24 protein-coding genes and 1 tRNA gene are annotated in these 19724 nt (G+C 42.8%); 16 read left to right on the top strand and 9 right to left on the bottom strand.

Annotated elements, in window-relative coordinates; translation table 11 throughout:
* Positions 1-27: 27 nt before the first annotated feature.
* Positions 28-726 (bottom strand): acetate--CoA ligase family protein, encoded by a 699-nt coding sequence (locus tag NF865_RS07770; RefSeq protein ID WP_253304178.1) that lies wholly within the window; start codon positions 724-726, stop codon positions 28-30.
* A 133-nt stretch (positions 727-859) separates the two neighbouring features.
* Here NF865_RS07770 and NF865_RS07765 point away from each other — a divergent pair, with 133 nt between their 5' ends.
* Positions 860-2179 (top strand): DUF4139 domain-containing protein, encoded by a 1320-nt coding sequence (locus NF865_RS07765; RefSeq protein ID WP_253304177.1) that lies wholly within the window; start codon positions 860-862, stop codon positions 2177-2179.
* Here NF865_RS07765 and NF865_RS07760 read toward each other — a convergent pair.
* Both NF865_RS07760 and NF865_RS07755 read right to left on the bottom strand, forming a co-directional pair.
* Positions 2176-2409 carry a hypothetical protein gene (locus NF865_RS07760; RefSeq protein ID WP_253304176.1) on the bottom strand — a complete coding sequence of 78 codons (234 nt, stop codon included), beginning with the start codon at positions 2407-2409 and terminating at the stop codon, positions 2176-2178. The two genes, NF865_RS07765 and NF865_RS07760, sit on opposite strands and share 4 nt — an antisense overlap.
* A 72-nt stretch (positions 2410-2481) precedes the next feature.
* A tRNA-Lys gene (locus tag NF865_RS07755) sits at positions 2482-2559 on the bottom strand.
* A gap of 343 nt (positions 2560-2902) precedes the next feature.
* Here NF865_RS07755 and NF865_RS07750 point away from each other — a divergent pair.
* Genes NF865_RS07750 through NF865_RS07725 form a run of 6 tightly spaced genes read left to right on the top strand, consistent with a single transcriptional unit; the run spans position 2903 to position 8947 of the window.
* A complete protein-coding gene (locus NF865_RS07750; RefSeq protein WP_253304175.1) occupies positions 2903-4132 on the top strand; it encodes an archaellum operon transcriptional activator EarA family protein in 1230 nt (409 codons plus the stop codon).
* Positions 4133-4182: 50 nt separating this feature from the next.
* Positions 4183-6066, top strand: coding sequence for a phosphoadenosine phosphosulfate reductase domain-containing protein (locus NF865_RS07745; protein WP_253304174.1), 1884 nt, complete (start codon positions 4183-4185; stop codon positions 6064-6066).
* Positions 6018-6947: a helix-turn-helix transcriptional regulator gene (locus NF865_RS07740; protein ID WP_253304173.1), complete on the top strand. Its 930-nt coding sequence runs from the start codon at positions 6018-6020 to the stop codon at positions 6945-6947. Before NF865_RS07745 ends, NF865_RS07740 begins: the two co-directional genes overlap by 49 nt.
* 48 nt (positions 6948-6995) lie before the next feature.
* Entirely contained in the window at positions 6996-7601 is a 606-nt protein-coding gene (locus NF865_RS07735; protein ID WP_253304172.1) for an HVO_0476 family zinc finger protein, read from the top strand.
* Positions 7602-7650: 49 nt separating this feature from the next.
* The gene (locus tag NF865_RS07730) at positions 7651-8316 is read left to right on the top strand and encodes a protein-L-isoaspartate(D-aspartate) O-methyltransferase (RefSeq protein WP_253305621.1); all 666 of its coding nucleotides are present in this window, start codon (positions 7651-7653) and stop codon (positions 8314-8316) included.
* 1 nt (position 8317) lies between these two features.
* Positions 8318-8947: an HAD-IB family phosphatase gene (locus tag NF865_RS07725; RefSeq protein ID WP_253304171.1), complete on the top strand. Its 630-nt coding sequence runs from the start codon at positions 8318-8320 to the stop codon at positions 8945-8947.
* Positions 8948-9042: 95 nt separating this feature from the next.
* Here NF865_RS07725 and NF865_RS07720 read toward each other — a convergent pair whose 3' ends face one another.
* Complete coding sequence (locus NF865_RS07720) at positions 9043-10158, bottom strand: A24 family peptidase C-terminal domain-containing protein (RefSeq protein WP_253304170.1); 1116 nt, start codon at positions 10156-10158, stop codon at positions 9043-9045.
* A gap of 9 nt (positions 10159-10167) precedes the next feature.
* Positions 10168-10332: a class III signal peptide-containing protein gene (locus NF865_RS07715; RefSeq protein WP_253304169.1), complete on the bottom strand. Its 165-nt coding sequence runs from the start codon at positions 10330-10332 to the stop codon at positions 10168-10170.
* 96 nt (positions 10333-10428) lie between these two features.
* Here NF865_RS07715 and NF865_RS07710 point away from each other — a divergent pair, with 96 nt between their 5' ends.
* Positions 10429-10770: an ASCH domain-containing protein gene (locus NF865_RS07710; RefSeq protein ID WP_253304168.1), complete on the top strand. Its 342-nt coding sequence runs from the start codon at positions 10429-10431 to the stop codon at positions 10768-10770.
* A 1-nt stretch (position 10771) separates the two neighbouring features.
* Positions 10772-11341 (top strand): ASCH domain-containing protein, encoded by a 570-nt coding sequence (locus NF865_RS07705; protein ID WP_253304167.1) that lies wholly within the window; start codon positions 10772-10774, stop codon positions 11339-11341.
* Positions 11342-11350: 9 nt separating this feature from the next.
* Here the strand turns inward: NF865_RS07705 and NF865_RS07700 are convergent, their stop codons facing one another.
* Positions 11351-11593, bottom strand: a complete 243-nt coding sequence (locus NF865_RS07700; RefSeq protein ID WP_253304166.1) for a hypothetical protein — start codon at positions 11591-11593, stop codon at positions 11351-11353.
* Positions 11594-11772: 179 nt separating this feature from the next.
* Between NF865_RS07700 and NF865_RS07695 the strand changes: the two genes are divergently transcribed.
* Positions 11773-12483: a TIGR02253 family HAD-type hydrolase gene (locus NF865_RS07695; protein WP_253304165.1), complete on the top strand. Its 711-nt coding sequence runs from the start codon at positions 11773-11775 to the stop codon at positions 12481-12483.
* A gap of 53 nt (positions 12484-12536) precedes the next feature.
* Here the strand turns inward: NF865_RS07695 and pgsA are convergent, their stop codons facing one another.
* From pgsA to NF865_RS07680, 3 genes are read right to left on the bottom strand one after another with little or no spacing between them, the layout of a single operon-like run.
* The gene (pgsA, locus tag NF865_RS07690) at positions 12537-13097 is read right to left on the bottom strand and encodes an archaetidylinositol phosphate synthase (protein ID WP_253304164.1); all 561 of its coding nucleotides are present in this window, start codon (positions 13095-13097) and stop codon (positions 12537-12539) included.
* The gene (locus NF865_RS07685) at positions 13087-13629 is read right to left on the bottom strand and encodes a tRNA (cytidine(56)-2'-O)-methyltransferase (protein ID WP_253304163.1); all 543 of its coding nucleotides are present in this window, start codon (positions 13627-13629) and stop codon (positions 13087-13089) included. Before NF865_RS07685 ends, pgsA begins: the two co-directional genes overlap by 11 nt.
* Positions 13626-15236 (bottom strand): transglutaminase-like domain-containing protein, encoded by a 1611-nt coding sequence (locus tag NF865_RS07680; RefSeq protein WP_253304162.1) that lies wholly within the window; start codon positions 15234-15236, stop codon positions 13626-13628. The genes NF865_RS07685 and NF865_RS07680 overlap by 4 nt, the downstream gene beginning before the upstream one ends.
* A 56-nt stretch (positions 15237-15292) precedes the next feature.
* Between NF865_RS07680 and NF865_RS07675 the strand changes: the two genes are divergently transcribed.
* From NF865_RS07675 to NF865_RS07650, 6 genes are all read left to right on the top strand, one after another.
* A complete protein-coding gene (locus tag NF865_RS07675; protein ID WP_253305620.1) occupies positions 15293-16069 on the top strand; it encodes a (R)-S-adenosyl-L-methionine hydrolase in 777 nt (258 codons plus the stop codon).
* A gap of 3 nt (positions 16070-16072) precedes the next feature.
* Positions 16073-16633, top strand: a complete 561-nt coding sequence (locus NF865_RS07670; RefSeq protein ID WP_253304161.1) for a nicotinamide-nucleotide adenylyltransferase — start codon at positions 16073-16075, stop codon at positions 16631-16633.
* A gap of 9 nt (positions 16634-16642) precedes the next feature.
* Positions 16643-17392, top strand: a complete 750-nt coding sequence (locus NF865_RS07665; protein ID WP_253304160.1) for a nucleotidyltransferase domain-containing protein — start codon at positions 16643-16645, stop codon at positions 17390-17392.
* 222 nt (positions 17393-17614) lie between these two features.
* The gene (locus tag NF865_RS07660; protein ID WP_253304159.1) at positions 17615-18865 is read left to right on the top strand and encodes a C1 family peptidase; all 1251 of its coding nucleotides are present in this window, start codon (positions 17615-17617) and stop codon (positions 18863-18865) included.
* Positions 18866-18869: 4 nt separating this feature from the next.
* Entirely contained in the window at positions 18870-19361 is a 492-nt protein-coding gene (locus NF865_RS07655) for a hypothetical protein (RefSeq protein ID WP_253304158.1), read from the top strand.
* A gap of 16 nt (positions 19362-19377) precedes the next feature.
* Complete coding sequence (locus tag NF865_RS07650) at positions 19378-19707, top strand: hypothetical protein (RefSeq protein ID WP_253304157.1); 330 nt, start codon at positions 19378-19380, stop codon at positions 19705-19707.
* The last annotated feature ends 17 nt before the right edge of the window (positions 19708-19724 follow it).

Genomic DNA, 19724 nt, shown 5'->3' with positions numbered 1-19724 from the left:
AACATTAATTTTAAAAGAGAAGAGAAATCAAAGGAGCATTCTAGCATCAACTGCAACTGCACCGTCTTCGTAAGCGAAGATTGGGTTTATATCGAGCTCTTTGATCTCAGGAAGTTCAAGGGCTAACTCTCCAACTTTGACAATTATGTCAGCTAGGGCATCAATATCCACTGGTTTCTCTCCTCTTGCTCCAGCAAGGATTGGGTATGCTTTTATTTCTTTGATCATTTCAAGGGCTTCTTCTTTGCTTATTGGTGCAACTCTAAAGCTGACATCCTTAAGAATCTCAACGAAAATTCCACCGAGACCGAACATTACTGCTGGCCCGAATTGTGGGTCCCTTATCATACCAACGATAACCTCTTTGCCGAGTGGGAGCATTTTGTAGATTATGACACCCCAAAGGTCGGCATCTGGCTTATACTTTCTGGCGTTTTCCATAATAGTCTTAAATGCTTCTCTTGCCTCTTCGTCGTTCTTTATGTTGATCTTAACACCACCAGCATCGCTCTTGTGGATAATCTGTGGAGAAACTATCTTCATAACAACGGGGTATCCGATTTCCCTGGCAAATTGAACGGCCTCTTCTTCGTTCCTTGCGACTTTAAAATCTGGAACTGGAATGCCGTAAAGCTTGAGAATTTCTTTTGCCTCTGGCTCAACAAGTGGTCTGTTTTCGGCTTTTGCCTTCTCGATTATTTCCCTAGCTTTTGCAACCCTATCCATTTCTACCACCTCGATTATAGTGATGACAGTTTCAGTTATGTTGACAATGTTAAAAGTCTTTCCATTTCGAATGTGATTGAAGCTGTCGGCTACTATAAATAGAATGAGGCCAATGTTCTATTGGGTGATTTGTATGAGACGAAAAATTGTTGTAGGAGTTTTGATAGTTTTTGTTCTCTTGGCTGTAATTGTATTTCATCAAACAAAAGCCGAAGAAAGCCAGAGTGCACTTGCACTTTACGACTCAGCCAAGATTGGGGTAGTAGAAAAGACCATTCAAATTGAGCTGAAGAAAGGCATAAACGAAGTTCCGCTGGAAATGCTTGAAGGACTTCAGCTTGATGAGATTACACTAAAGCCCCTTGACGAAAAGGTCAAAGTACTCGGCATAATAAGCAAAGAACTCGAAGGAAAGAACCTGATAGAAGCCAATATTGGAAAAGTGATAAAGGTAACGCTGAAGAGTGGAGAAACTTTAACAGGAAAGTTTTTGGGCTATAAAGACGGAAAAATCGCAATCCAAGGGGATGATTACTATTTAATAAGTCCGGAAGAAGTGGCATATATGAAGATGACATCAATTGGAGAAGAAAGCACGGCGAAAACCTATGCCATAGTGAACTCCGAGGAAGATGGAAAATACTTCTTTAAGCTCATCTACCGGGTTGCGGGGATAAGCTGGACTTCAAGATATAAGCTTTACTTAGATGATAAGGCAGAGTTTTATGGTTACGTGGTAATTAACAACCCCACAAACAAAAGCTTTGAGAACACAGATGTTCTTCTTGTTTCTGGAGATGTGCAGTTTTATCAACCCCCTCAAGTAATCTTTGAGAGATACTATACGCTGGAAACCGCTTCCAAAGAAGTTCCCCAAGGTCCGATTCAAGGGACGAAATTAGAGGCATTTTACCTCTACAAGCTTGGAGTTGTTGACATAGAACCCCTTGAGAAAAAGCTCATTCCCTACATCTACCAAGAAAGTGAGTTCACGCGGGAGTATCTCTACGAGAGCTATCCCTATGGGGGAAGCCAAGACGTATATGAGATAATTTCCCTGAAAGCGAATGAAGTCCTTCCCAGAGGGGTTGTAGAGATATACAAAGAAATGGAGGACAAGAACGTTTTAATTGGAGAGCAAATAATAGACCACGCTGCAAAAGGTGATGTGCTGAGGCTTAAACTAGGCAGGGACATAGACTTGAAAGGAAAAACAGAGGTGTTAGAAGAAAGGCATGGAAATAGGTATTCTTACTACAAAATCAAAGTTACACTGGAAAACTTTGGTAGCGAAGGCAAAGAAGTTATTGTCAGACACTACAAATGGCATGGAAAAATCTTGGAAAGCTCTCTGAATCCAACAGAAGAAACTGCCAGCTATGTGGAGTTCAAAATAACGGTTAATCTGGGAGAAAAAGAAGAGATAATCTTCGATTATGAGGTAAACTATTAAAGCTTCCTCAGAAGGATCTCATAGCTTTTGTTTTCTTTTACTATTTCCAGCACGAGGCTTTTCTCATAGTCCAAGAATCTCGTACCCTTTAATGTGTACCCTTCTTTTTTTAAGTGGTTCATTATGCTCAACCCTAAGTCTCCAAAGAGTTCTGCCGCCATAGTGGCAAAACTCGGCTCTTTTATACCGAGTTCAACATGATACTTTTTAGCCAGCTCAAAAACATCCATACTATCACCCGTAAAGTAATAGATGCTCAAAGCTTTAAGCTCTTTCGATTAATCCTTAGAAAAGTTGTTAAGTGGCGGGCCGGACGGGATTTGAACCCGCGACCACCGGGTTAAAAGCCCGGTGCTCTAACCAGGCTGAGCTACCGGCCCTCGATAAGTTAGGGATTGCAATGCGCTTATAAATTTTTTGGTCATAGGTATTGTAATGTCGAGTTTGAATCTGATGCTTACACAATAGGGATAAGAGACATAAAGGCCGGGGTTCATTTTTGGTTGGCAAGATAGCGCTATTTTGTTATCAAGTCTTTAATCCCCTCTTTTCTCAAAACACCCAATGGCTCTGGAGAGCGCCATACCAAAAGCCTCGGTACCTACACAAAAAACTTTAATACTCCCTAAGCTGGGAATATATCAGGGCTGGATTGGAGGGCGGCATATTATGGATTCATATTTTTTAAGCACCCCTAAATATATTGGAAAAAACGAACTAAAAGTGCTTAAATACCTTTCTCAGGTGTATCCTTCACCAGCTTATCTTTCAGAAATCGCTAAAGCCACAAATCTAAGCATACAAGAAGTTGAAGATATCCTTTTGGGAACGGGCTTTACATATCGGAATGGCAACTCACTTGTGGGATTAGGACTAGTTGAGATCGTTAAAGGAGAAGGATTTAAGTATTACCGCATATCCGAGGATGGAAGGAAATTTATGGATTTTTTGGAATCCAAAGATTTTGAGGAAACATCGTTTTTCAGGAAAAATGTTGTAGAAAGCTTAATCCATGTTCTCGATACAACGTTATCTTTCGCTGTAGATTTGGCTCAGTTTAACTTGCTTAAACTCGGCTTAAAGTATGGAATATTTCACGCAATACGTGAGAGAAAGCACTATGCTGATGCCTTGGTAGATGTCCCTGTTAGTAATAAAGCTCTGCTCAAGACAATGTTGGAGACGTATACAAAGATAGGATTTGCAGACAGTGCGTTTAATAAAATTTGGAGCAAGAGCATAAACTACAATTTAAAACTGAACTCAAATTCCCTCTCGTACCTTACTCCTGATGTAATCACTATATTTGACAGAATGTATGAGTTTGCAGAAGCTTCTCTGAATTCCAGACCTCCGACGAGCTTTATGGATTTTGATAAGAATGCAGAATTTTGGGACATGCGTCTAAACAGTTACCTAACGAAAATTTACCGAGCAATTATCAAAGAGCTTGGTGGGATCACAAAGGGGAAAAGAGTTCTGGATCTTGGATGTGGGTCAGTATCTCCTGAGGAGGTTGGAAAAGCAGTTGGTCCTGAAGGATTATACGTGGGAGTTGATTTCTCTCATAACCTCTTAGACATTGCAAAAAGACGCGTGAAAAGAAATGGGTTGGACTGGGTGGTATTGAAAGAAGTCGATGTTCAGAATATTAAGCCGACGGGAGAGTATGATGTAGTGATAATGAGCTTTCTCTTGGAGTATATCCCGGACATTCAACGCGTTATAAACCGTGCTGTTGACGTTTTGAGTGAAGGAGGAAAACTTATAATAGTGGAGCCCTTTAGAGAGAATTACCCCGGAATTGAGGCGTGGGAATTTTTTGAAAAATTAACAAAAGAATTTATCGGATTTCCGAGCAAGAATGAGGTTATATCTTCCTTGGAAGCCACTGGTCGGACTTTTAGAGCCGAAGACTTCGGAAAAAGCGTTCTTGTGGTTGAAGTTTTATAGCAACCAAAGCAGTTATAAACCCACTAATTTTTCTCCTCTTGGGTGAGATAATGAGAAAAGGGCCAGTATTTTTGGGTAAGGCTCACATTTATTGGTGTGAAGAATGTAACGTTCCCCTAATAAGCGAGAAATGTGATATCCACGGTGAGGGCTTTAGGGTAGACTTGACTCCCCCAGCGGATGTAAGGTTTGCCTTTAAAAAGGATATCGAGTTTATTAGGCGTGAGTTCAAAGCCCACTACGGGGTTGATATTGGCGAGATAATTGACGGCAAGATCGTGCTTTTGAACAAGACTCCCGGAGAAGATGATGTGTATGAAATAATACTTGATGGTTACATTTTTGGGTGGCTTCGCTTTGATCCGCTTGAACTTAAGTGGAAGCCCGGATTGAAAATTGAGGGCGCAACAGCTCTGTGGAAGCACTTTGGAAAGAAGATGAAAAAGTGGGTTATAGTGGACAAGGGAGCAAAGGAGCCGATAAAGAACGGAGCAAACGTCCTCCCTGTGGGGGTTATTGAAGCGGAAGAGAGCATTAGAGTAGGGGACGACGTTATTGTAGTTTGTGATGATGAGGTTATCGCCACTGGGATAGCTAAAAAGGACTACGAAAAGTTAATTGACAAGACAGAGAGAGGGACTGGAATAAAGACAAGGCACCAACGGAAAGTTCAGTATCGTGAAGGCAAGACGGCAACCATGGGGGATGTAATAAAGGCCAACAAATCTGCGCTGGAAGAGAGAGTTAAAGAGGCTAGGTCTTTTATGAGGAAAACTGCCCAAAGCATAAACAAGCCAATGGCCGTTGCATTCAGCGGTGGAAAAGACAGTCTGGCTGTTTTGGGTTTGGCTCTTGAGGAATTTGGGGGAGATTTTGCAGTATTCTTCAATAACACCGGAATAGAGTTCCCAGAGACCATTGAGTACGTAAAAGAAATGGAAAAAGAGCTCAAGAAGAAAAACATAAAATTCATTGTAGCGGATGCGGGCAATGCCTTCTGGAATGCTCTTAGTGTATTTTCCCCTCCGGGAAGGGACTACAGGTGGTGCTGTAAGGTCACGAAGCTTGGCCCAATAACGTTAACGATAAAGGAGCACTATCCAGAAGGTGTCCTAATGTTTGTCGGCCAGAGAAAGTATGAAAGCATACAGAGATACAAACAGCCGAGGGTATGGAGAAACCCATGGGTACCAAATGAAATCGGAGCTTCTCCTATTTTCCACTGGAACGCTCTTGAGGTGTGGCTCTACATATTCTCCCGTAAGCTGAAATACAATCCCCTTTATGAAAATCGTCTGGACAGAATCGGATGTTTTATGTGCCCCAGCTCTTCTTTGGCTGAAATTCAAACGCTAAAGGAAGAGAAACCAGAACTATGGAAAAAGTGGGAAGACGAACTCAGGAAGTGGAAAGACCGCTTTGGAATGCCAGAAGAATGGATAACATACGGCTTCTGGAGATGGAGGCGGTTAACTAAAGGAGAAAAAGCCATCGCAAGAAAACTCGGAGTTGAAATTCCAGAAAAGAGAACCTGGGAGCCTGTAAAGTATTCGTTTGAAGAAAGAGATGGAGAGTTTGTTCTCAAAATAAACACGAAAATAATCTTGGAGAGAATCGAGGAAGTGGCCCCAATATTAGGGGAAGTAAGCAGGGAGGAAAACGCACTAAGAATAGGGGATATCTTGTTTACGACGGAGGAAGTTAGAGCAAAGAGCAGGGAAAATGCCATAAGGGCATATCACCTGATAAAGAGGGCATATGAGTGTGTTGGGTGCGGGGTATGTGTTGGAAAATGCCCAGAAAATGCTTTAAGAATAAACCCACATACGAGAAAGATAGAAGTTGACTCTGCTAAGTGCATTCACTGCGGGGAGTGTATGGAAGTATGTCCACTGTTAAAAATAAAAAATCCGCAAGAGGGAAGTCAGCTCTAGTAGTCCTATTTCTTTCCCTGCTGTTGTTTCCCGCCTCTGCGGCTTCCCAAGAATATGAATACAACTTAGATAGCTATTCCCTTTATTTTGATATCCTAGATGATTATAGGGTTAAAGAGACAATTGAGCTTTTGATGTCTCCAAACGTGCCAATTTCTCATTACACCTTCTACTCTGAATACCCAATTGAAAGTCCAGAGGCGATAATTGAAATCAACGGTAAGACTCAGATAGCCAACATAAGTGTTTCCAAAATTGTGGGGGATATAAATGCCATCTATATTGAATTCCCCGAGGTTTCGCCCGGGAGCAGATTAAAGATAAGAATAAGCTTTTACTCCGAAGGAATGCTACAAGAAGTGAATGGGAGGGAGCAGTTTTCATATTATGTCAAATTCAATCAACCAGTAGGATATTTCTATGCAAGACTGTACGCCCCTAAAGGTTATGCAATTTTGTCTCCCATAGTTCCGTCCCCAGATAAAGTTGAAAGCATGGGAAATGCCTTGATTTTGGAATGGAAAAAAGCAGACGTTAGGCCAGAGGAGGAGTTTTACTTTATAGTGGGATTCTCGGAAGAGGTAAAGAATCAGTTCCCATTAATGACATTTTTGGCAACGATTTTTATAGCCTTCTTGGGCGGTTTCTTTGCTGGAATCCTCTATAATGGGAGAGAAAAAAGTGTTGTTAACCTGAGGTCGGATGAAGAGAAGGTTCTTGAACTGCTTAAAGAAGGCCCACTCCACCAGAGTGAACTTGTAAAGCGGCTTGGCTTTTCAAAGGCAAAGGTAAGCCTTCTGCTAAGGGATATGGAAAAGAAAGGGTTAATAGAGAGAGTTAAAGAGGGAAGAACATATCTCGTCAGGTTAAAGGAAAGCTGAGCTAATCTTTATAAAGAGAAACCATCCAAAGCAGGAAGGTGAGTGAAAATGGAAGAGTATTTTGTATGTCCTGAATGCGGAAGCGAGGAAGTTGAAGTGTTATCGGAGAGAGGAAGGGAAGTCAAATTAAGGTGCAATGAGTGTGGTTACGTGTGGCAGATCACATTAAGCAAGCTCATTAAAGTCCCGGTAATAGTCAGCAAACATGAAAGGAGCTTCAAGAAGTTTGCAGAGCTTCCTGAGGATGAGGAGATAAAAATTGGAGATATAGTGGAACTCGAGGACGACGAAGTCAGAATTACTGGAATTGAACTGGAGGAGAACAAAAGGGTCAAAAAAGCTCCAATAAGAGAAGTTAAAACGCTTTGGGGAGAAAGCTTGACCTATCCAAAGGTCATCGGAGTTTCCATCTACCTCCCCAAGGGCATTACTCAGTCATTTAAAGTCAAAGTTGACAGAAATGAAGAGTTTGCGGTTGGAGAAGTTCTTGAGGTCGGAGGCTATACGTTCAAGATAGAGAAGATAAAAACAGAGAGTAAGATGCTAAGGCACGGGAAAGCTAAAGCAGATAAAATAGTTAGAATCATGGGGAGGCCGATAAGGGCAAGGGCAAGCAGAAGCCTCGAGATTTACAGAGGTTACGAAGGGGAATAACTTCCATAAACTTAAAATCCCTCTTTTGCAATTTTTATATGTGAGGCTTATGGAAGAGAATGAACTGTATAGAAAATGGATGAGGCTTGTTGAAAATCTTGAGCGAGAGGGGATTATCAAGAGTGAAAAAGTAAAGAGGGCATTTCTTAGGGTTCCCAGATACAAGTTCGTCCCTGAGAGGTATAAGGAATATGCTCACGTTGATGAGCCCCTTCCAATTCCCGCCGGACAGACAATAAGTGCCCCTCATATGGTCGCTATAATGTTTGAGCTTGCCGAGTTGGAGGAGGGAATGAACGTCCTTGAAGTGGGAACCGGAAGCGGATGGAATGCCGCCTTAATCTATGAACTCGTTAAACGAGACGTCTACACAATAGAAAGAATTCCCGAACTCGTTGAATTTGCCAGAAGAAACCTCGAAAGGGCCGGCTACAAGAATAAAGTGCATGTAATCCTCGGCGATGGAACCAAGGGATTCCCTCCAAAGGCACCCTATGATAGAATAATCGTTACCGCTGGAGCCCCCAAGATTCCCGAACCATTAATAGAACAGCTTAAAGTTGGTGGCAAAATGTTAATCCCCGTAGGAAGCTACCACCTGTGGCAGGAGCTCCTTGAAGTCATAAAAATAAGCGAAGACAACAAGATCAAGATAAAAAACCACGGGGGAGTAGCTTTTGTGCCGCTAGTAGGGGAATACGGATGGAGGGAATGAAATGTACCTTATAGCATTTGACCTCGAAGGAACCTTGGTAAAATCCAAATCGAGTTGGGTTGAGCTTCATAAGAAGTTTGGCACTTGGGACAAAGGAAAGGAATATGCTGAGAGGTTTTTTGCGGGAGAGTTTGACTACCCAACGTGGGCAAGGTTAGATGCTTCTCTCTGGAAGGGAAGGACGAGAGAAGAAATTATGGAATGGGCAAATTCAGTTGAATATTTTGAAGGCGTTGATGAGCTTTTCCAATTCTTAAGGCAAAAAGGCTTTAAAATTGCTATAATCAGCGGCGGTCTTAAATGCCTCGCTGAAAGAGTGGGAAGAGAGCTTAAAGCGGATTTTGTATATGCAAATGAACTTGTCTTTGATGAAGAAGGAAAAGTAACGGGAGAAGTTCTTCCCTGGGTGGACTTCAAGAACAAGGGCGATATTCTGCTTGAGCTTAAAGAAAAGCTCAAGCCAAAGCTAACAATAGCCGTCGGCGATGGACACAACGACATAGCCATGTTTAAGGTTGCTGATGTGAGCATAGCAATAAATCCCCACGAAGGCGTTAAGGGCGACTATCTTGCGAGAGACCTATATGAAGTAAAAGAGATCATCGAGAAAGTTCTGAAAGAAAAAGGTTAGGTCAGAGAAGGGCGTGCTCTTCACCTATCCGCAAAGCAAAAGCTCATCATCCCTTTGTCTTTCTATACTACCATTGGAGTCATTGTTTTTAAAGTTTAAAGCCCGCTACTTTTTAGCACAAACAGCCAGAATAAGTCACCGTAAAATACAGAAATCAAAAAGCCCAAGAACAACGCCGGTGCAAAGGGCATTGCGTTTCTGACCAGAAACTCGTCCTCAAGTTTTCCCTCTTCTACTAGGGCTTTGAGTTTTTCTATGTCTTCCTTTGTAAGCCCTTCAGCAGTCGGTGATGCTATTAACTTGTCGTATTCCACTTTCAGAGCGTTTAAGTTGAGGGTCTTTAAGGCTCGAAGGAGCTTGTCGAAGGAACTTTCTCTCTCCCTGTAAATCTTGTTATCTTTTTCGTATATCCACTCACCGAGGATGTCCCACTCCTTAAGCTCGTTAACGGAGACTTTTTTCATCAATACCTCTTCCCTTAGGACTTTTACGAGAGAGAAGAATACCTTAAGGGCATAGAATGTTACGGCAAGTTTTAAGTAGCTGTAAATAATCTCGGGCGTTTTAAATGCTCCATAAGCTAAAAGCAACAAACCAATAATGTCTCCTGCTTTTTGCAATCTTGCCAGAACGACCATTGTTATTATCCAGAGCAGTAGCCCAAAGTAAGGAGGAATAGCACTTCCAGCGATTCTTAGAACCACAAAAGCTCCAGATACCCAAATAGCGATTTCAAACGGCTTGACCCATTTTTTAACAAATACCTCCTTTAACCGGGAGATTTTTTTCTTTGTTATCAACACTGCGAGGGAGTAAACAAAAATAAAGGGAAACACTGCAAGTATGCTGTTGAACAGGAGCGTTATGCTGTGTAAAGGATATTTCACGGCATAAGGAGCTACTACCTTTGCGTAGCTTGAAGCGTATGGGAAGAGGGCGGAGTAGCCCATAAGGATTACAACGTCTCCACTTGCCCAGCCGCCCATGAGATAAAGCAGGTAACCCAATAGGAACCCAATACCCAACCCTATTAAGCCTGAGAGGGCGTGTAGAAGGTCATGTTTTACAACAATTCCATGATAAAGGTAATACAGAACTCCAACAGCCGCAATTGGAAACACGTGCCTATCATCTATAAATCCAGTTTTAATATCGGTGTAAGATGTTAGAATGCCCATTATAACCCCAAAACTTATTAAAAGTATCTCCATGCGACCACCTCACAGAGTTTCGAGGATCTTATCTTTTATAGTATCAATGTGTTCAGTTACCGCTGAATTTAACGCCCGAACACTACTAAAAACTACCCTAATAGTTACCATAACCAGTATTAGAACAGCAGCCAATATAAACAAATACTCCAGTGCACTTTGGGCTCTTCGCATACTATAGCACCGTATGTCACTTGGCTTTTAAATGATTTAAACCTTTTCATTTTGTGCAACATTTTTAAGACATCTGTCCCAGTAACTAAGGGAGCCATGAAAGTGTACAAACTATATGTAAGGGACGAATACCTTGAAATGATAAAAAGCGGAGAGAAAAAAATAGAGGTTAGAGTAGCTTACCCTCAGCTGAAAGGCATTAAAGCCAAAGATAAAATACTATTCAACAATGAAGTGCCCGCTGAGGTAATTTCGGTCAAAAAATACGAGACTTTCAGGCAGGTTTTGAGAGAAGAACCTATAGAAAAAATTTTCCCAGATAAGCCAAGCTTTGAGCAAGCCGTGAAGAGGTTCCACAACATGTATCCGAAATGGAAGGAAAACCGCTATGGAGTTATTGCCATAAAATTCCGCCTCCTAAAACCAAGGAGGGAATAAGATGCGAAACCTGAAGTTCGATGGAAAGTACAAGGACTTGCTCCTTAGCGGGAAGAAAAAGGCCACAATAAGGGTGGGCAAAGTAAACCTAAAACCTGGTGATGAGGTTCTCATACACTCCGGTGGTTACGTCCTTGGAAAGGCCAAAATAAAGAGGGTCGAGAAAAAAAGAGTTTCTGAGCTTACTGACGAAGATGCTCTTATGGATGGATTTAAAAACAAAGAAGAACTTCTCAAGGCTCTTAAAGAACACTACAAAAACATAAAACCCGATACGGAAGTGACAATAGTTGAGTTTGAATTTACCAAGCTGCTGGATAAACCCATACTGTCGGCTGACTTCCCCTATGAGGGCAATAATCCAATCGAGATAGCAGAGCTCGCATTGAAGCACTTAAACAATTTAAGCTTTGAAGAAGTTGCATTGTTAAAGCTCTTCTTAGAGTCGGGCAGCCTTAGAAAAGCAGCTTACAAACTTGGTGGACTCAACAAGCGGTATAAGATCAGAGAGGTTCTGAGGAAAGCTTACGAAGAGCTCAAGAAGATGGGAATTATGGAGCCAAAGTTGTGAGGTTTGGTTTTAAGGGGAGCTTCTTGCTGAATACCTAACGGGGCAAACCTTGAATTTCCCATCCCCTATTATGCAATTCAACTTTTGCTTAAATTCTTCCAACTTTTCTCTGTTCTCAAAGGTTAAGACTGCTATGAAGTCGTATTCACCATACAGCCAGTACCCTTTTATAGGGAGCTCTCTCAATACATCATCTCTAACACCCCACACTAACAACACAGCTTCGAGTGGAATCACCTCCCTGCGAATCATTCCGCCTTGTTCTATAAATACATTTTCCAAAATTTTATGTTCAAATGGCAAAATTAGGCAAAAATAGCTCTTGTAAATTGTCTTTTGTCCAATCATATTTCATGCTGGTTAGATATTTACTCTTCCTACAACAAAGTATTTTTAAGCTAAAAGACCATTTTTTGTATTGGTGATAATCAATGATAAAGGCCGTATTTTTCGATTTCGTTGGTACGTTGCTTAGCAAAGAGTATGAGGATATAACCCATCAGAACATAATAAAAGAGGTTCTAAAAGACGTTAAAGCAGAGAAAGTTGACCCCATGGAGGTATGGAAAGAGTACGAAGCCCTTACAAGCGAGAAATTTAAGGAGTTTGCAGGAAAACCCTACAAGCCAATTAGAATCCTCGAAGAGGAAGTTATGCAGGAAATTGCTAAAAAATACAACTTTAAGCTTTCTCCCAAGTTCTGGGAAATCCACCTCAAGATGCACCAAAAGTATGGAAAGCTTTACGATGAAGCCGTTGAAACCCTCAAAGCTTTGAAGGCCAAGGGGTATCATGTAGGGATTATCACTGATTCCGATAGCGATTATCTCAGAGCTCAGCTTGAGGCTCTCGGTATTCTTGAACTCTTTGACACCATAACAACAAGTGAAGAAGCAGGTTTTTACAAGCCTCATCCACGAATATTTGAATTGGCCCTGAAAAAGGCAAACGTCAAAGGAGAAGAAGCTATATACGTTGGAGACAACCCCCTTAAAGACTGCGTTGGTGCTAGACAAGTTGACATGGTCAGCGTTTTGCTTGACAAGAAGGGAAATAAAAAAGAGCTATGGAAAGAATGTGAATTTGTTATAAGCGACCTAAGAGAGGTGCTGGTAATAGTTGAAGAGCTAAACGGTCAGTAACGGCAGGGGTCTTCATAATTCCGTTAGCGAAATTTTCATCATCCCGCTTAGCTTCAGCTTAATCTTTTTTTAGCTTCCCATAATCTTTGGAACGCTGTTATCCATGCTAAGATTGCTACAGCGTAAACGCCTATATCCACCCTGTTGAAGATTGCTGTTATAATTATTATGAGGAGCCTCTCTGCTCTTTCTGCTATTCCAACTGCTAAGGTGCCGCTACCCGCGAGTTCTGCCCTGCATCGTTCGTAGCTAACCAAGTAGGAGCCAATAAGTGCAATTGTTGCAATCTCCCATTTTGCTAAGCCGCCGTATGCAATTCCGAAAAATATTGCGCCATCGCTGATTCTATCGAAGGTTGAGTCCAAGAAAGCCCCAAATCGAGAGGTTTTTCCCGTAAGCCTTGCTAAAGTTCCGTCAAGGGCGTCTATGAGTGACCCGAGGAGCAGTATTAAAGTAGCGATCCTCTGGGAGCCTTGGGCAAAGAAATATGCTCCTGAAAGAGATATCAGCAGTCCAAGAAATGTGAGCTGGTTTGGAGTAATGCCGAGTTTGACTAGAGGTTTTGCAATGGATTCTAGGTAAGTTTTGACATTTGCGCGGTATCTATTCAGCATCTCCCTGCTCCTCCAGTGATACCACTTTCTTGCCTTTTTCTTGAGGAATTATCTTAATCTTTGCATCCTTAAATTCCTTTTTTAATCCTTTTCCTTCGAGGAGCCTATCAAGGAATACTGCTAATGCCGCAACTTCGCTGTGTGGCTGATTTCCAACGGCCACGTTGTAGTCCGCTATTTCGTAAACTTCTCTGGGGACTTTCTCAGCTCCGACAACGACTAAAATGTCCTCTTTTTTCAAGTCCTCTCTTATTTTCGGAATAGCTTCATCGATTGGTATTCCATACATGGTTAAGTGAACTATCTTCCCTTTCCACTCTCTCAAAATCTGCCTCCAGTGTGGGTTGAATTCAATTTCAAAAGACCCTCCCCAACGTTTTACGACATCTGTGACACTCTCATATACGTGTTCATCCTTCTCAGCTGCTACAATAATTTTATCCGCTCCAAAAGCCCTTGCAGTTAAGGCTACGTGGGTTGTAATTCTTTTATCTCTCTCTGGTCTGTGCCCCAATCTGAGTACCACTATCATCTGTACACCTCCATAAGAATGTTCCAGTATTCCCTAAAGTTTTCTGGCCATTGTTTGTCTTTGTAAAAATTGTATAGGGCATCGACGTTTTTCGCAAGATTCTTTGGATCGGCCTTCTGAAATACGAGGTTTAACTCTCCCTGAGGAGCAGAAGCGAATAGGAAAAGGGTAAATATACGCTCGTTTTGATTCATGTCGATCAGCACTACGGATAATTTCGGCCTTAGGGTGGGGTTGAGTCTTTCTAATACGACCTCTTTTAGAGAATCCTCTATATTGGCTAAGTATTCGGGACTTACATCCACATGCTCATGTCCCTCTTCCTCTTCCGGTGCTTGGGCAACGAGATTGTAGAGCTCATTCGTTACCATCTGATAAATTCTGGGGAAGTATGGGGTCGCCATGTATTCCTCTCTTGAGCCAAAGAATCCTTTTTTAAAGTCCACCACATACCATTTTCCTGCAGAATAAAATTCAGAGATTACATTCTCTGTGCAGTCATTTCCATTATAAAGTGTCACGACCCTAGCTGGAATATTTAAAGACCTCAAAATTCCTGTAAAGAGGAGTGTACCCTCTTCATAGCTTATCTTGTTTTGAGGAAGTATATTGGTTGGATTTGTGGTAGTTGTAATGTCCCCAAAGGAGTACCTGCTTTTAATCATATTGTAAACCGCTTTTGCAGCTTCAACTTCGGAGGTGGCATTTTTCACAAGCGAGATTGATTCATTCCTTAATAGCTCCCTATCTATCCTCGATGTGGAGTTAAATTTCTCTTTCCAAAATCCATCAACAAGATATGGGAGAGCTATCCAGTAATATTCTTCTCCATATGCCAGTCTTAAAGTGCCATCATCATAATTCCACGGTCTCCAGATTACTTTAATGAACTTGTTTTTAAGCTCCCTCTTTTCGTTTCCATTCTCGCTGTAAACCACAGAAATCGTCAAGTAGCCTTCTTCTGGCTTGTAGGGGGCTTTAATAACATAAATCAGCGTGTACTCCCTCTTGGGGAGAACGTTTACTGGAACATCTGGTTCTTTGATAACTTCCATACCATCCAAGAGATTCAATGAGACTTCCCTAACTGTTACAGGAGCATTGCCCGTGTTTTTTAGCGTGATCTTTACTTCAAATTCGTTTCCTCCTTCCACTTCCTCCGGAGCAGCGACGCTTGTACTTAACACTCCAAAGGCAGGTATCTCGCTTTCGTTTTCTACAACATTCATTACTAGCTCTTTGTAAAATCCTCCCCATGTCCTTTGAAGTTCATCCACAACCTCTACGGATGCTTTGACCATATATCTCCCTGGTTTCGATGGGGCTTGGACTATCCATATAAGCTCAGCTACATCGCCGACTTTAAGGGGAGCATCTAAAGAAGGCCTTTGGAGTATTCTGAAGTCTGGGTTGTTGATATACAGGTTAACCCCTATTATTGCGACTTTTCCCGTGTTGTTAACTTTAACTACAACGTGAAAAACATCTCCTACTTTAACGGCGGTCTTATCAATGCTAATATCAACCTTCGCAGGTTCCTTAATTAAACATCCAGAAGATAATACCAAGAAAGCGAGTACAATTGGAATGAGCTTTAAATGCTTCATGCCTTTCCCCAAAGTTCTTTTAAAGGTAGACCTTAATAATTTTTAGGGTGAGTCCAGTGATAACTTTGACTACAGATTTCGGCATCAAGGGGCCTTATGTTGGAGAGATGAAAGGTGCTATTTTGTCAATAAATCCAGAAGCAAAGATTGTGGATGTGAGTCATTCAATAACGAGGCACAGCATTATCGAAGGCTCCTTTGTTATGGAGCAGGTCGTAAAATATTTTCCTCCAAATGCCATTCATATAGGTGTTGTTGACCCCGGAGTGGGGACTGAAAGGAGAGCTATCATAATTGAAGGTACTCAGTTCTTAGTGTTGCCCGATAACGGTTTGGCGACGCTTCCCCTTAAGTGGATAAAGCCGAAAGCCGCATATGAGATAGACCTCAAAAAAATGGAAACAATCATTGGGAGGAAGATCAGCTCGACGTTCCATGGAAGGGACGTCTTCGGCCCTGCTGGGGCATTGCTTAGCCTCGGGTATGAACCATCAAGGCTTGGAAAAGAAATTTACTTAGAAGAGATTATCAAGCTTGATTTGGAACCAAAGAAACTGGAAGATTCTTGGTTGCTGAAAGTTATCTATATCGACGACTTCGGGAATGTTATTTTAAACCTTGAAAACTACGAACGACCAAAATACGTTGAGATTTTGGGAAGAAAGATTCCATATGTGGATACTTATGGTCAGGTAAAACCGGGGGAGCTTTTATCTCTTCCCGGAAGCCACGATTATCTTGAAATAGCAGTTAATCAGGGTTCGGCTGCTGATATATTGGGGTTGAAAGTTGGAGATGAAGTGAAGATAAAATTGCTATATAAGGAGGGGTAAATAATGAGAGGCCTTTTCGTTGGCAGATTCCAGCCCGTTCACAATGGACACATAAAGGCGCTTGAATACGTTTTTGAGCAGGTGGATGAGGTTATAATAGGAATAGGAAGTGCTCAAGTTAGCCATACTTTGAAAAACCCATTTACAGCAAGTGAAAGGATGGAGATGCTCATAAGGGCTCTGGATGAAAAGGGCATTCCGAGAGGAAAATATTTTCTTGTTGCCCTACCAGATATTAACTTCAATTCAATCTGGGCTCCTTACGTTGAAGCCATGGTTCCAAAGTTTGATATAGTTTTCACGGGGAATTCACTGGTTGCACAGCTCTTCAAAGAGAGGGGATACAAGGTTGTAGTTCAACCGATGTTCAGGAAAGACATTCTTTCTGCCACGGAAATAAGAAGAAGGATGATTGAAGGAGAACCGTGGGAAGATTTAGTTCCGAAGAGCGTGGCAGAGTACATAAAGGAAATTAAGGGAGTGGAAAGGATAAGAATGCTGGCAACGAACTTGGAGAAAAATGAAAAGGAACTCCAAGCACCGTTGAGGATTCCAGAGTTCTGAGGTGGCGTTATGGGAGACTGGAAGCAGGCGCTTGAGAAGTTCCTCAGACCTTGGAAAGAGCAAGAGTTCGTCGAAGCTGCCCTGCTGACTGGAAGCTATGCCCTCGGCCTGCAAACTTCTCGCTCGGACGTGGACGTCTACATAATCCTCTCCGACGATGTTGGCTGGAGAGAAAGAGGGAACGTCATTGTGGACGGCGTTTTGATTGAATACTTTGCGAACCCAGTCCGGGCGGTTAGGGAGTACTTCGAGGGGGAGCTCGCCCAGAACAGCAGGAGCACGGCTAGGATAATTCTCACAGGAAAGACCCTCTTTGACAAAACGGGAATAATTGAGGTTCTTAGGGTAGAGGCTAAGGAGTACATGGGAAAGCCGTTTCCAAAGCCGGACGAAACGAGAATCGAGCTGGCCAAGTACTTCCTCTGGGACGTCCTCGATAGTTTGAAGGACGCCGAAAACAGAGGAAACCCAAGCTACGCTTACCTCTATCATCTGGCCCTAAAAATGGCTCTGGAATACTACGCCAGATTCTTGGGGGTTGAAATACCGCCGGCTAGCAAGGTTTACCGGCTCTTTACCGAGGGGGCCTTTAGAAAAGCATACCTCTTCCCGGACTTCCCGGATGAGAGGTTTGTCGAACTTTTCCTCGGGGCCATGCAAGAGGTCAGAACCGAAAACGTCGAGGCGTTAATAAACCACGTCCTTGATAAAATGGGTGGCTTCAGTATAGACGGCTGGAAGTTGAGGACGGAGTTTTGATTTCCTTGTCTTTCCACATGCCGAAAAGTGACCAGACAACGGCATTTCCTCCTGTGTTGATTTTCTTCACTTTCGAAGTATGCTACCAATTGATTCCAACACTTCTTATATACTATCGTAGTATTATTTCAACTGGTGATTCCTTTGAAGGGCTGGAAATATTGTCTGGTTGGGATGGTTTTCGTAACCTTAGTATTGAGTAGTTTCCCGGGGGCCCTAAGTTTGGTTCCCCCAAAGAACTTCGACGGTTCTGTGACGTCAGCTGAGGCCAGGTTTGTTGCCAAGCAGCACCTCCTTTGGGCGTCATCAAACATCCCTGGATTCGAGGACTGGGAGAATGCAAAGCTTTCCCAGCCCGTGGTGTACTACTTCCCCAACGGAACCAAAAGCGCTTATGAGTTCACCGTGCTTGTAAATGGAAAGCCCGAGGGGTTCATCCTCGTGGCGGCTCAGAAGTACATGACTCCAATTCTTGAGTTTGGGAAAGGTGAGGCCCCAAGTAAAAGGCTGGGAAGAATTGGAGCGGCAAGAATCAAAGGCTTCACAGCAAAACAGAACAGGTTGCTTTATTACGGCGGGCTGAGCTACAGCATAGAACTGGGAAACGGAAAAGCTGTGGATATTCACGGCAGACAGGTTCCCGTTCCAAAAACCGTTAAACTCTCATTCTCTCCAAAACGTGTGGTAAATGCCTGGAGAGCCCTTGAGACTTCCTCAGCGAGTGAACCTATGGTCGGAATTCTATCAGATGACATATACACCAAGATTATACCCAACGTTCCAATATGGACAGAAATGGACCCGTATTTTGGGGACCCAAAGAATTTGTCAATGAGTTATCCTAAGAACGTTGGACCGAAGGGAGACCCGTGGGATGCATGGGACGGGTGCACCCCAATTGCCGCCGCTCAAATTATAGCCTATTATGAGCATCCAGAAATCTATGAAAACGGTTATTACACACAGGAATACAAGGAGTACATGACGTCCCTGGTTGACATCCTTCACCACACTATGGGAACGTTTGATAAGGAGAATGATCCCGGACAGACCTATTGGTGTGGGAGCTGGGGACCTGACGCATGTGATGGCATTGAAGCCTTTGCAGACGAATATCAAAAACTGAAGAACGAAGGAATTGTTTCGTGGTCTCTCGTCCACAGTTACGATGCACAGCCTACTTGCACTTTGGGATTATGTTCTTGGTTTGGCTATATACATGCAAGCGATGTTATTAATGAAGTTGACAGCAACCACCCTATCTTACTCCAGCTTTATAACGGTGGAAGCTCAGTATACGGGCAGGGACCCTACGGGAACCATAGCGTTGTTGTAGTTGGGTATGTGGGAAATTCTAACACAGTGGATTACCTAGTCATTCACAGCGGCTGGGACATGAACGAGCATTATCTCGCGTGGGGCAACTGGGGCTCAGATACTCACCTTGTGAAGGTAATTCCCAAGAGGAGGTGACCCAATGAGCCGTAGGGAATTCATGTTCTATGTTCTTTCCATTATTTTTGCAACGGCCTGGGAGCTTATACTCGCTTACAATAGTCGGTTCATCGGTAGGTATTATGTTAAGAGATGTACAATCTTTTTTGAGAACTGGACAGGTGGGGCGGGAAGGCCCTGTGTTTCTTGGAGCAAATACTCTCCCTCGCCGGAGTTTGTTCTTCTCGTTTTACTCCCTGCACTTGTCCTGCTCATCCTATACCTCTGGTTTAGGAAGCCCGCCCTAAAGAAATCGGCTGTCTCAATAAGCTTGCCTATTCTGTCGGTGATTATTGGGTGTTTTAAAACTAAAGGGCCCGGTGTTTTACTGGTTCTGCTCGTTGTCTCTTTGGCGGTTAGTGGGGTAGCCGGAAAAGACAAGTGGGAAAAAGTGCTGCTCAGTATTGCGGGCTTTCTGCCCGGCCTCATAGTAAGTATGATGATAGCGGCCGAACTCACAGCCGTGTCGTGTTAATGGGTGGTGATGAAGGATGAAGCTCCGCTCTCTCCTTTATCTTTTCCTTTTTCCAACATGTGAGTTCCTGCTCATGATTTTACTCCCTTCGGAATACTACGTTGGGGCTTCCTGCTGGTCGAGAAGCCCTCCCGCGTGTAACTTCGTCTTTGATCCATCGCCAGTTTTCTTCTTGGCAGTAGCACTGCCCTTTGTGGTTGTCACCGCTGTTTCCCTCTGGAGAAACCTGAAGGCTGAAGCCGTAATTTTTTCATCGTCCTGTGTGACCGTGTTTGCCGGTGTCGCCCTTTTGAAAATTTCCCCACTCGCTATTTTACATTTTTCTTTTTCAAGCCTCGCCCTTTAGGGCGGGGATGCAATAAA

The organism is Thermococcus aggregans (assembly GCF_024022995.1).
In the GTDB taxonomy this organism is placed as follows: Archaea; Methanobacteriota_B; Thermococci; order Thermococcales; family Thermococcaceae; genus Thermococcus_A; species Thermococcus_A aggregans.
The sequence above is the reverse complement of the archived record's forward strand: the minus strand, read 5'-3'. Positions and strand labels throughout refer to the sequence as shown.

Excerpts from the sequence above, each read along its gene's own strand:
- NF865_RS07730 (WP_253305621.1), top strand. The coding sequence starts at position 7,651 with ATGGAAGAGAATGAACTGTATAGAAAATGGATGAGGCTTGTTGAAAAT.
- NF865_RS07735 (WP_253304172.1), top strand. The coding sequence starts at position 6,996 with ATGGAAGAGTATTTTGTATGTCCTGAATGCGGAAGCGAGGAAGTTGAA.
- NF865_RS07745 (WP_253304174.1), top strand. The coding sequence starts at position 4,183 with ATGAGAAAAGGGCCAGTATTTTTGGGTAAGGCTCACATTTATTGGTGT.
- NF865_RS07700 (WP_253304166.1), bottom strand. The coding sequence starts at position 11,593 with ATGATTCGCAGGGAGGTGATTCCACTCGAAGCTGTGTTGTTAGTGTGG.
- NF865_RS07650 (WP_253304157.1), top strand. The coding sequence starts at position 19,378 with ATGAAGCTCCGCTCTCTCCTTTATCTTTTCCTTTTTCCAACATGTGAG.
- NF865_RS07685 (WP_253304163.1), bottom strand. The coding sequence starts at position 13,629 with ATGATAGTGGTACTCAGATTGGGGCACAGACCAGAGAGAGATAAAAGA.
- NF865_RS07705 (WP_253304167.1), top strand. The coding sequence starts at position 10,772 with ATGCGAAACCTGAAGTTCGATGGAAAGTACAAGGACTTGCTCCTTAGC.
- NF865_RS07725 (WP_253304171.1), top strand. The coding sequence starts at position 8,318 with ATGTACCTTATAGCATTTGACCTCGAAGGAACCTTGGTAAAATCCAAA.
- NF865_RS07670 (WP_253304161.1), top strand. The coding sequence starts at position 16,073 with ATGAGAGGCCTTTTCGTTGGCAGATTCCAGCCCGTTCACAATGGACAC.
- NF865_RS07680 (WP_253304162.1), bottom strand. The coding sequence starts at position 15,236 with ATGAAGCATTTAAAGCTCATTCCAATTGTACTCGCTTTCTTGGTATTA.
- NF865_RS07760 (WP_253304176.1), bottom strand. The coding sequence starts at position 2,409 with ATGGATGTTTTTGAGCTGGCTAAAAAGTATCATGTTGAACTCGGTATA.
- NF865_RS07740 (WP_253304173.1), top strand. The coding sequence starts at position 6,018 with ATGTCCACTGTTAAAAATAAAAAATCCGCAAGAGGGAAGTCAGCTCTA.
- NF865_RS07710 (WP_253304168.1), top strand. The coding sequence starts at position 10,429 with ATGAAAGTGTACAAACTATATGTAAGGGACGAATACCTTGAAATGATA.
- NF865_RS07765 (WP_253304177.1), top strand. The coding sequence starts at position 860 with ATGAGACGAAAAATTGTTGTAGGAGTTTTGATAGTTTTTGTTCTCTTG.
- NF865_RS07695 (WP_253304165.1), top strand. The coding sequence starts at position 11,773 with ATGATAAAGGCCGTATTTTTCGATTTCGTTGGTACGTTGCTTAGCAAA.
- pgsA (WP_253304164.1), bottom strand. The coding sequence starts at position 13,097 with ATGCTGAATAGATACCGCGCAAATGTCAAAACTTACCTAGAATCCATT.
- NF865_RS07770 (WP_253304178.1), bottom strand. The coding sequence starts at position 726 with ATGGATAGGGTTGCAAAAGCTAGGGAAATAATCGAGAAGGCAAAAGCC.
- NF865_RS07655 (WP_253304158.1), top strand. The coding sequence starts at position 18,870 with ATGAGCCGTAGGGAATTCATGTTCTATGTTCTTTCCATTATTTTTGCA.
- NF865_RS07715 (WP_253304169.1), bottom strand. The coding sequence starts at position 10,332 with ATGCGAAGAGCCCAAAGTGCACTGGAGTATTTGTTTATATTGGCTGCT.
- NF865_RS07665 (WP_253304160.1), top strand. The coding sequence starts at position 16,643 with ATGGGAGACTGGAAGCAGGCGCTTGAGAAGTTCCTCAGACCTTGGAAA.
- NF865_RS07720 (WP_253304170.1), bottom strand. The coding sequence starts at position 10,158 with ATGGAGATACTTTTAATAAGTTTTGGGGTTATAATGGGCATTCTAACA.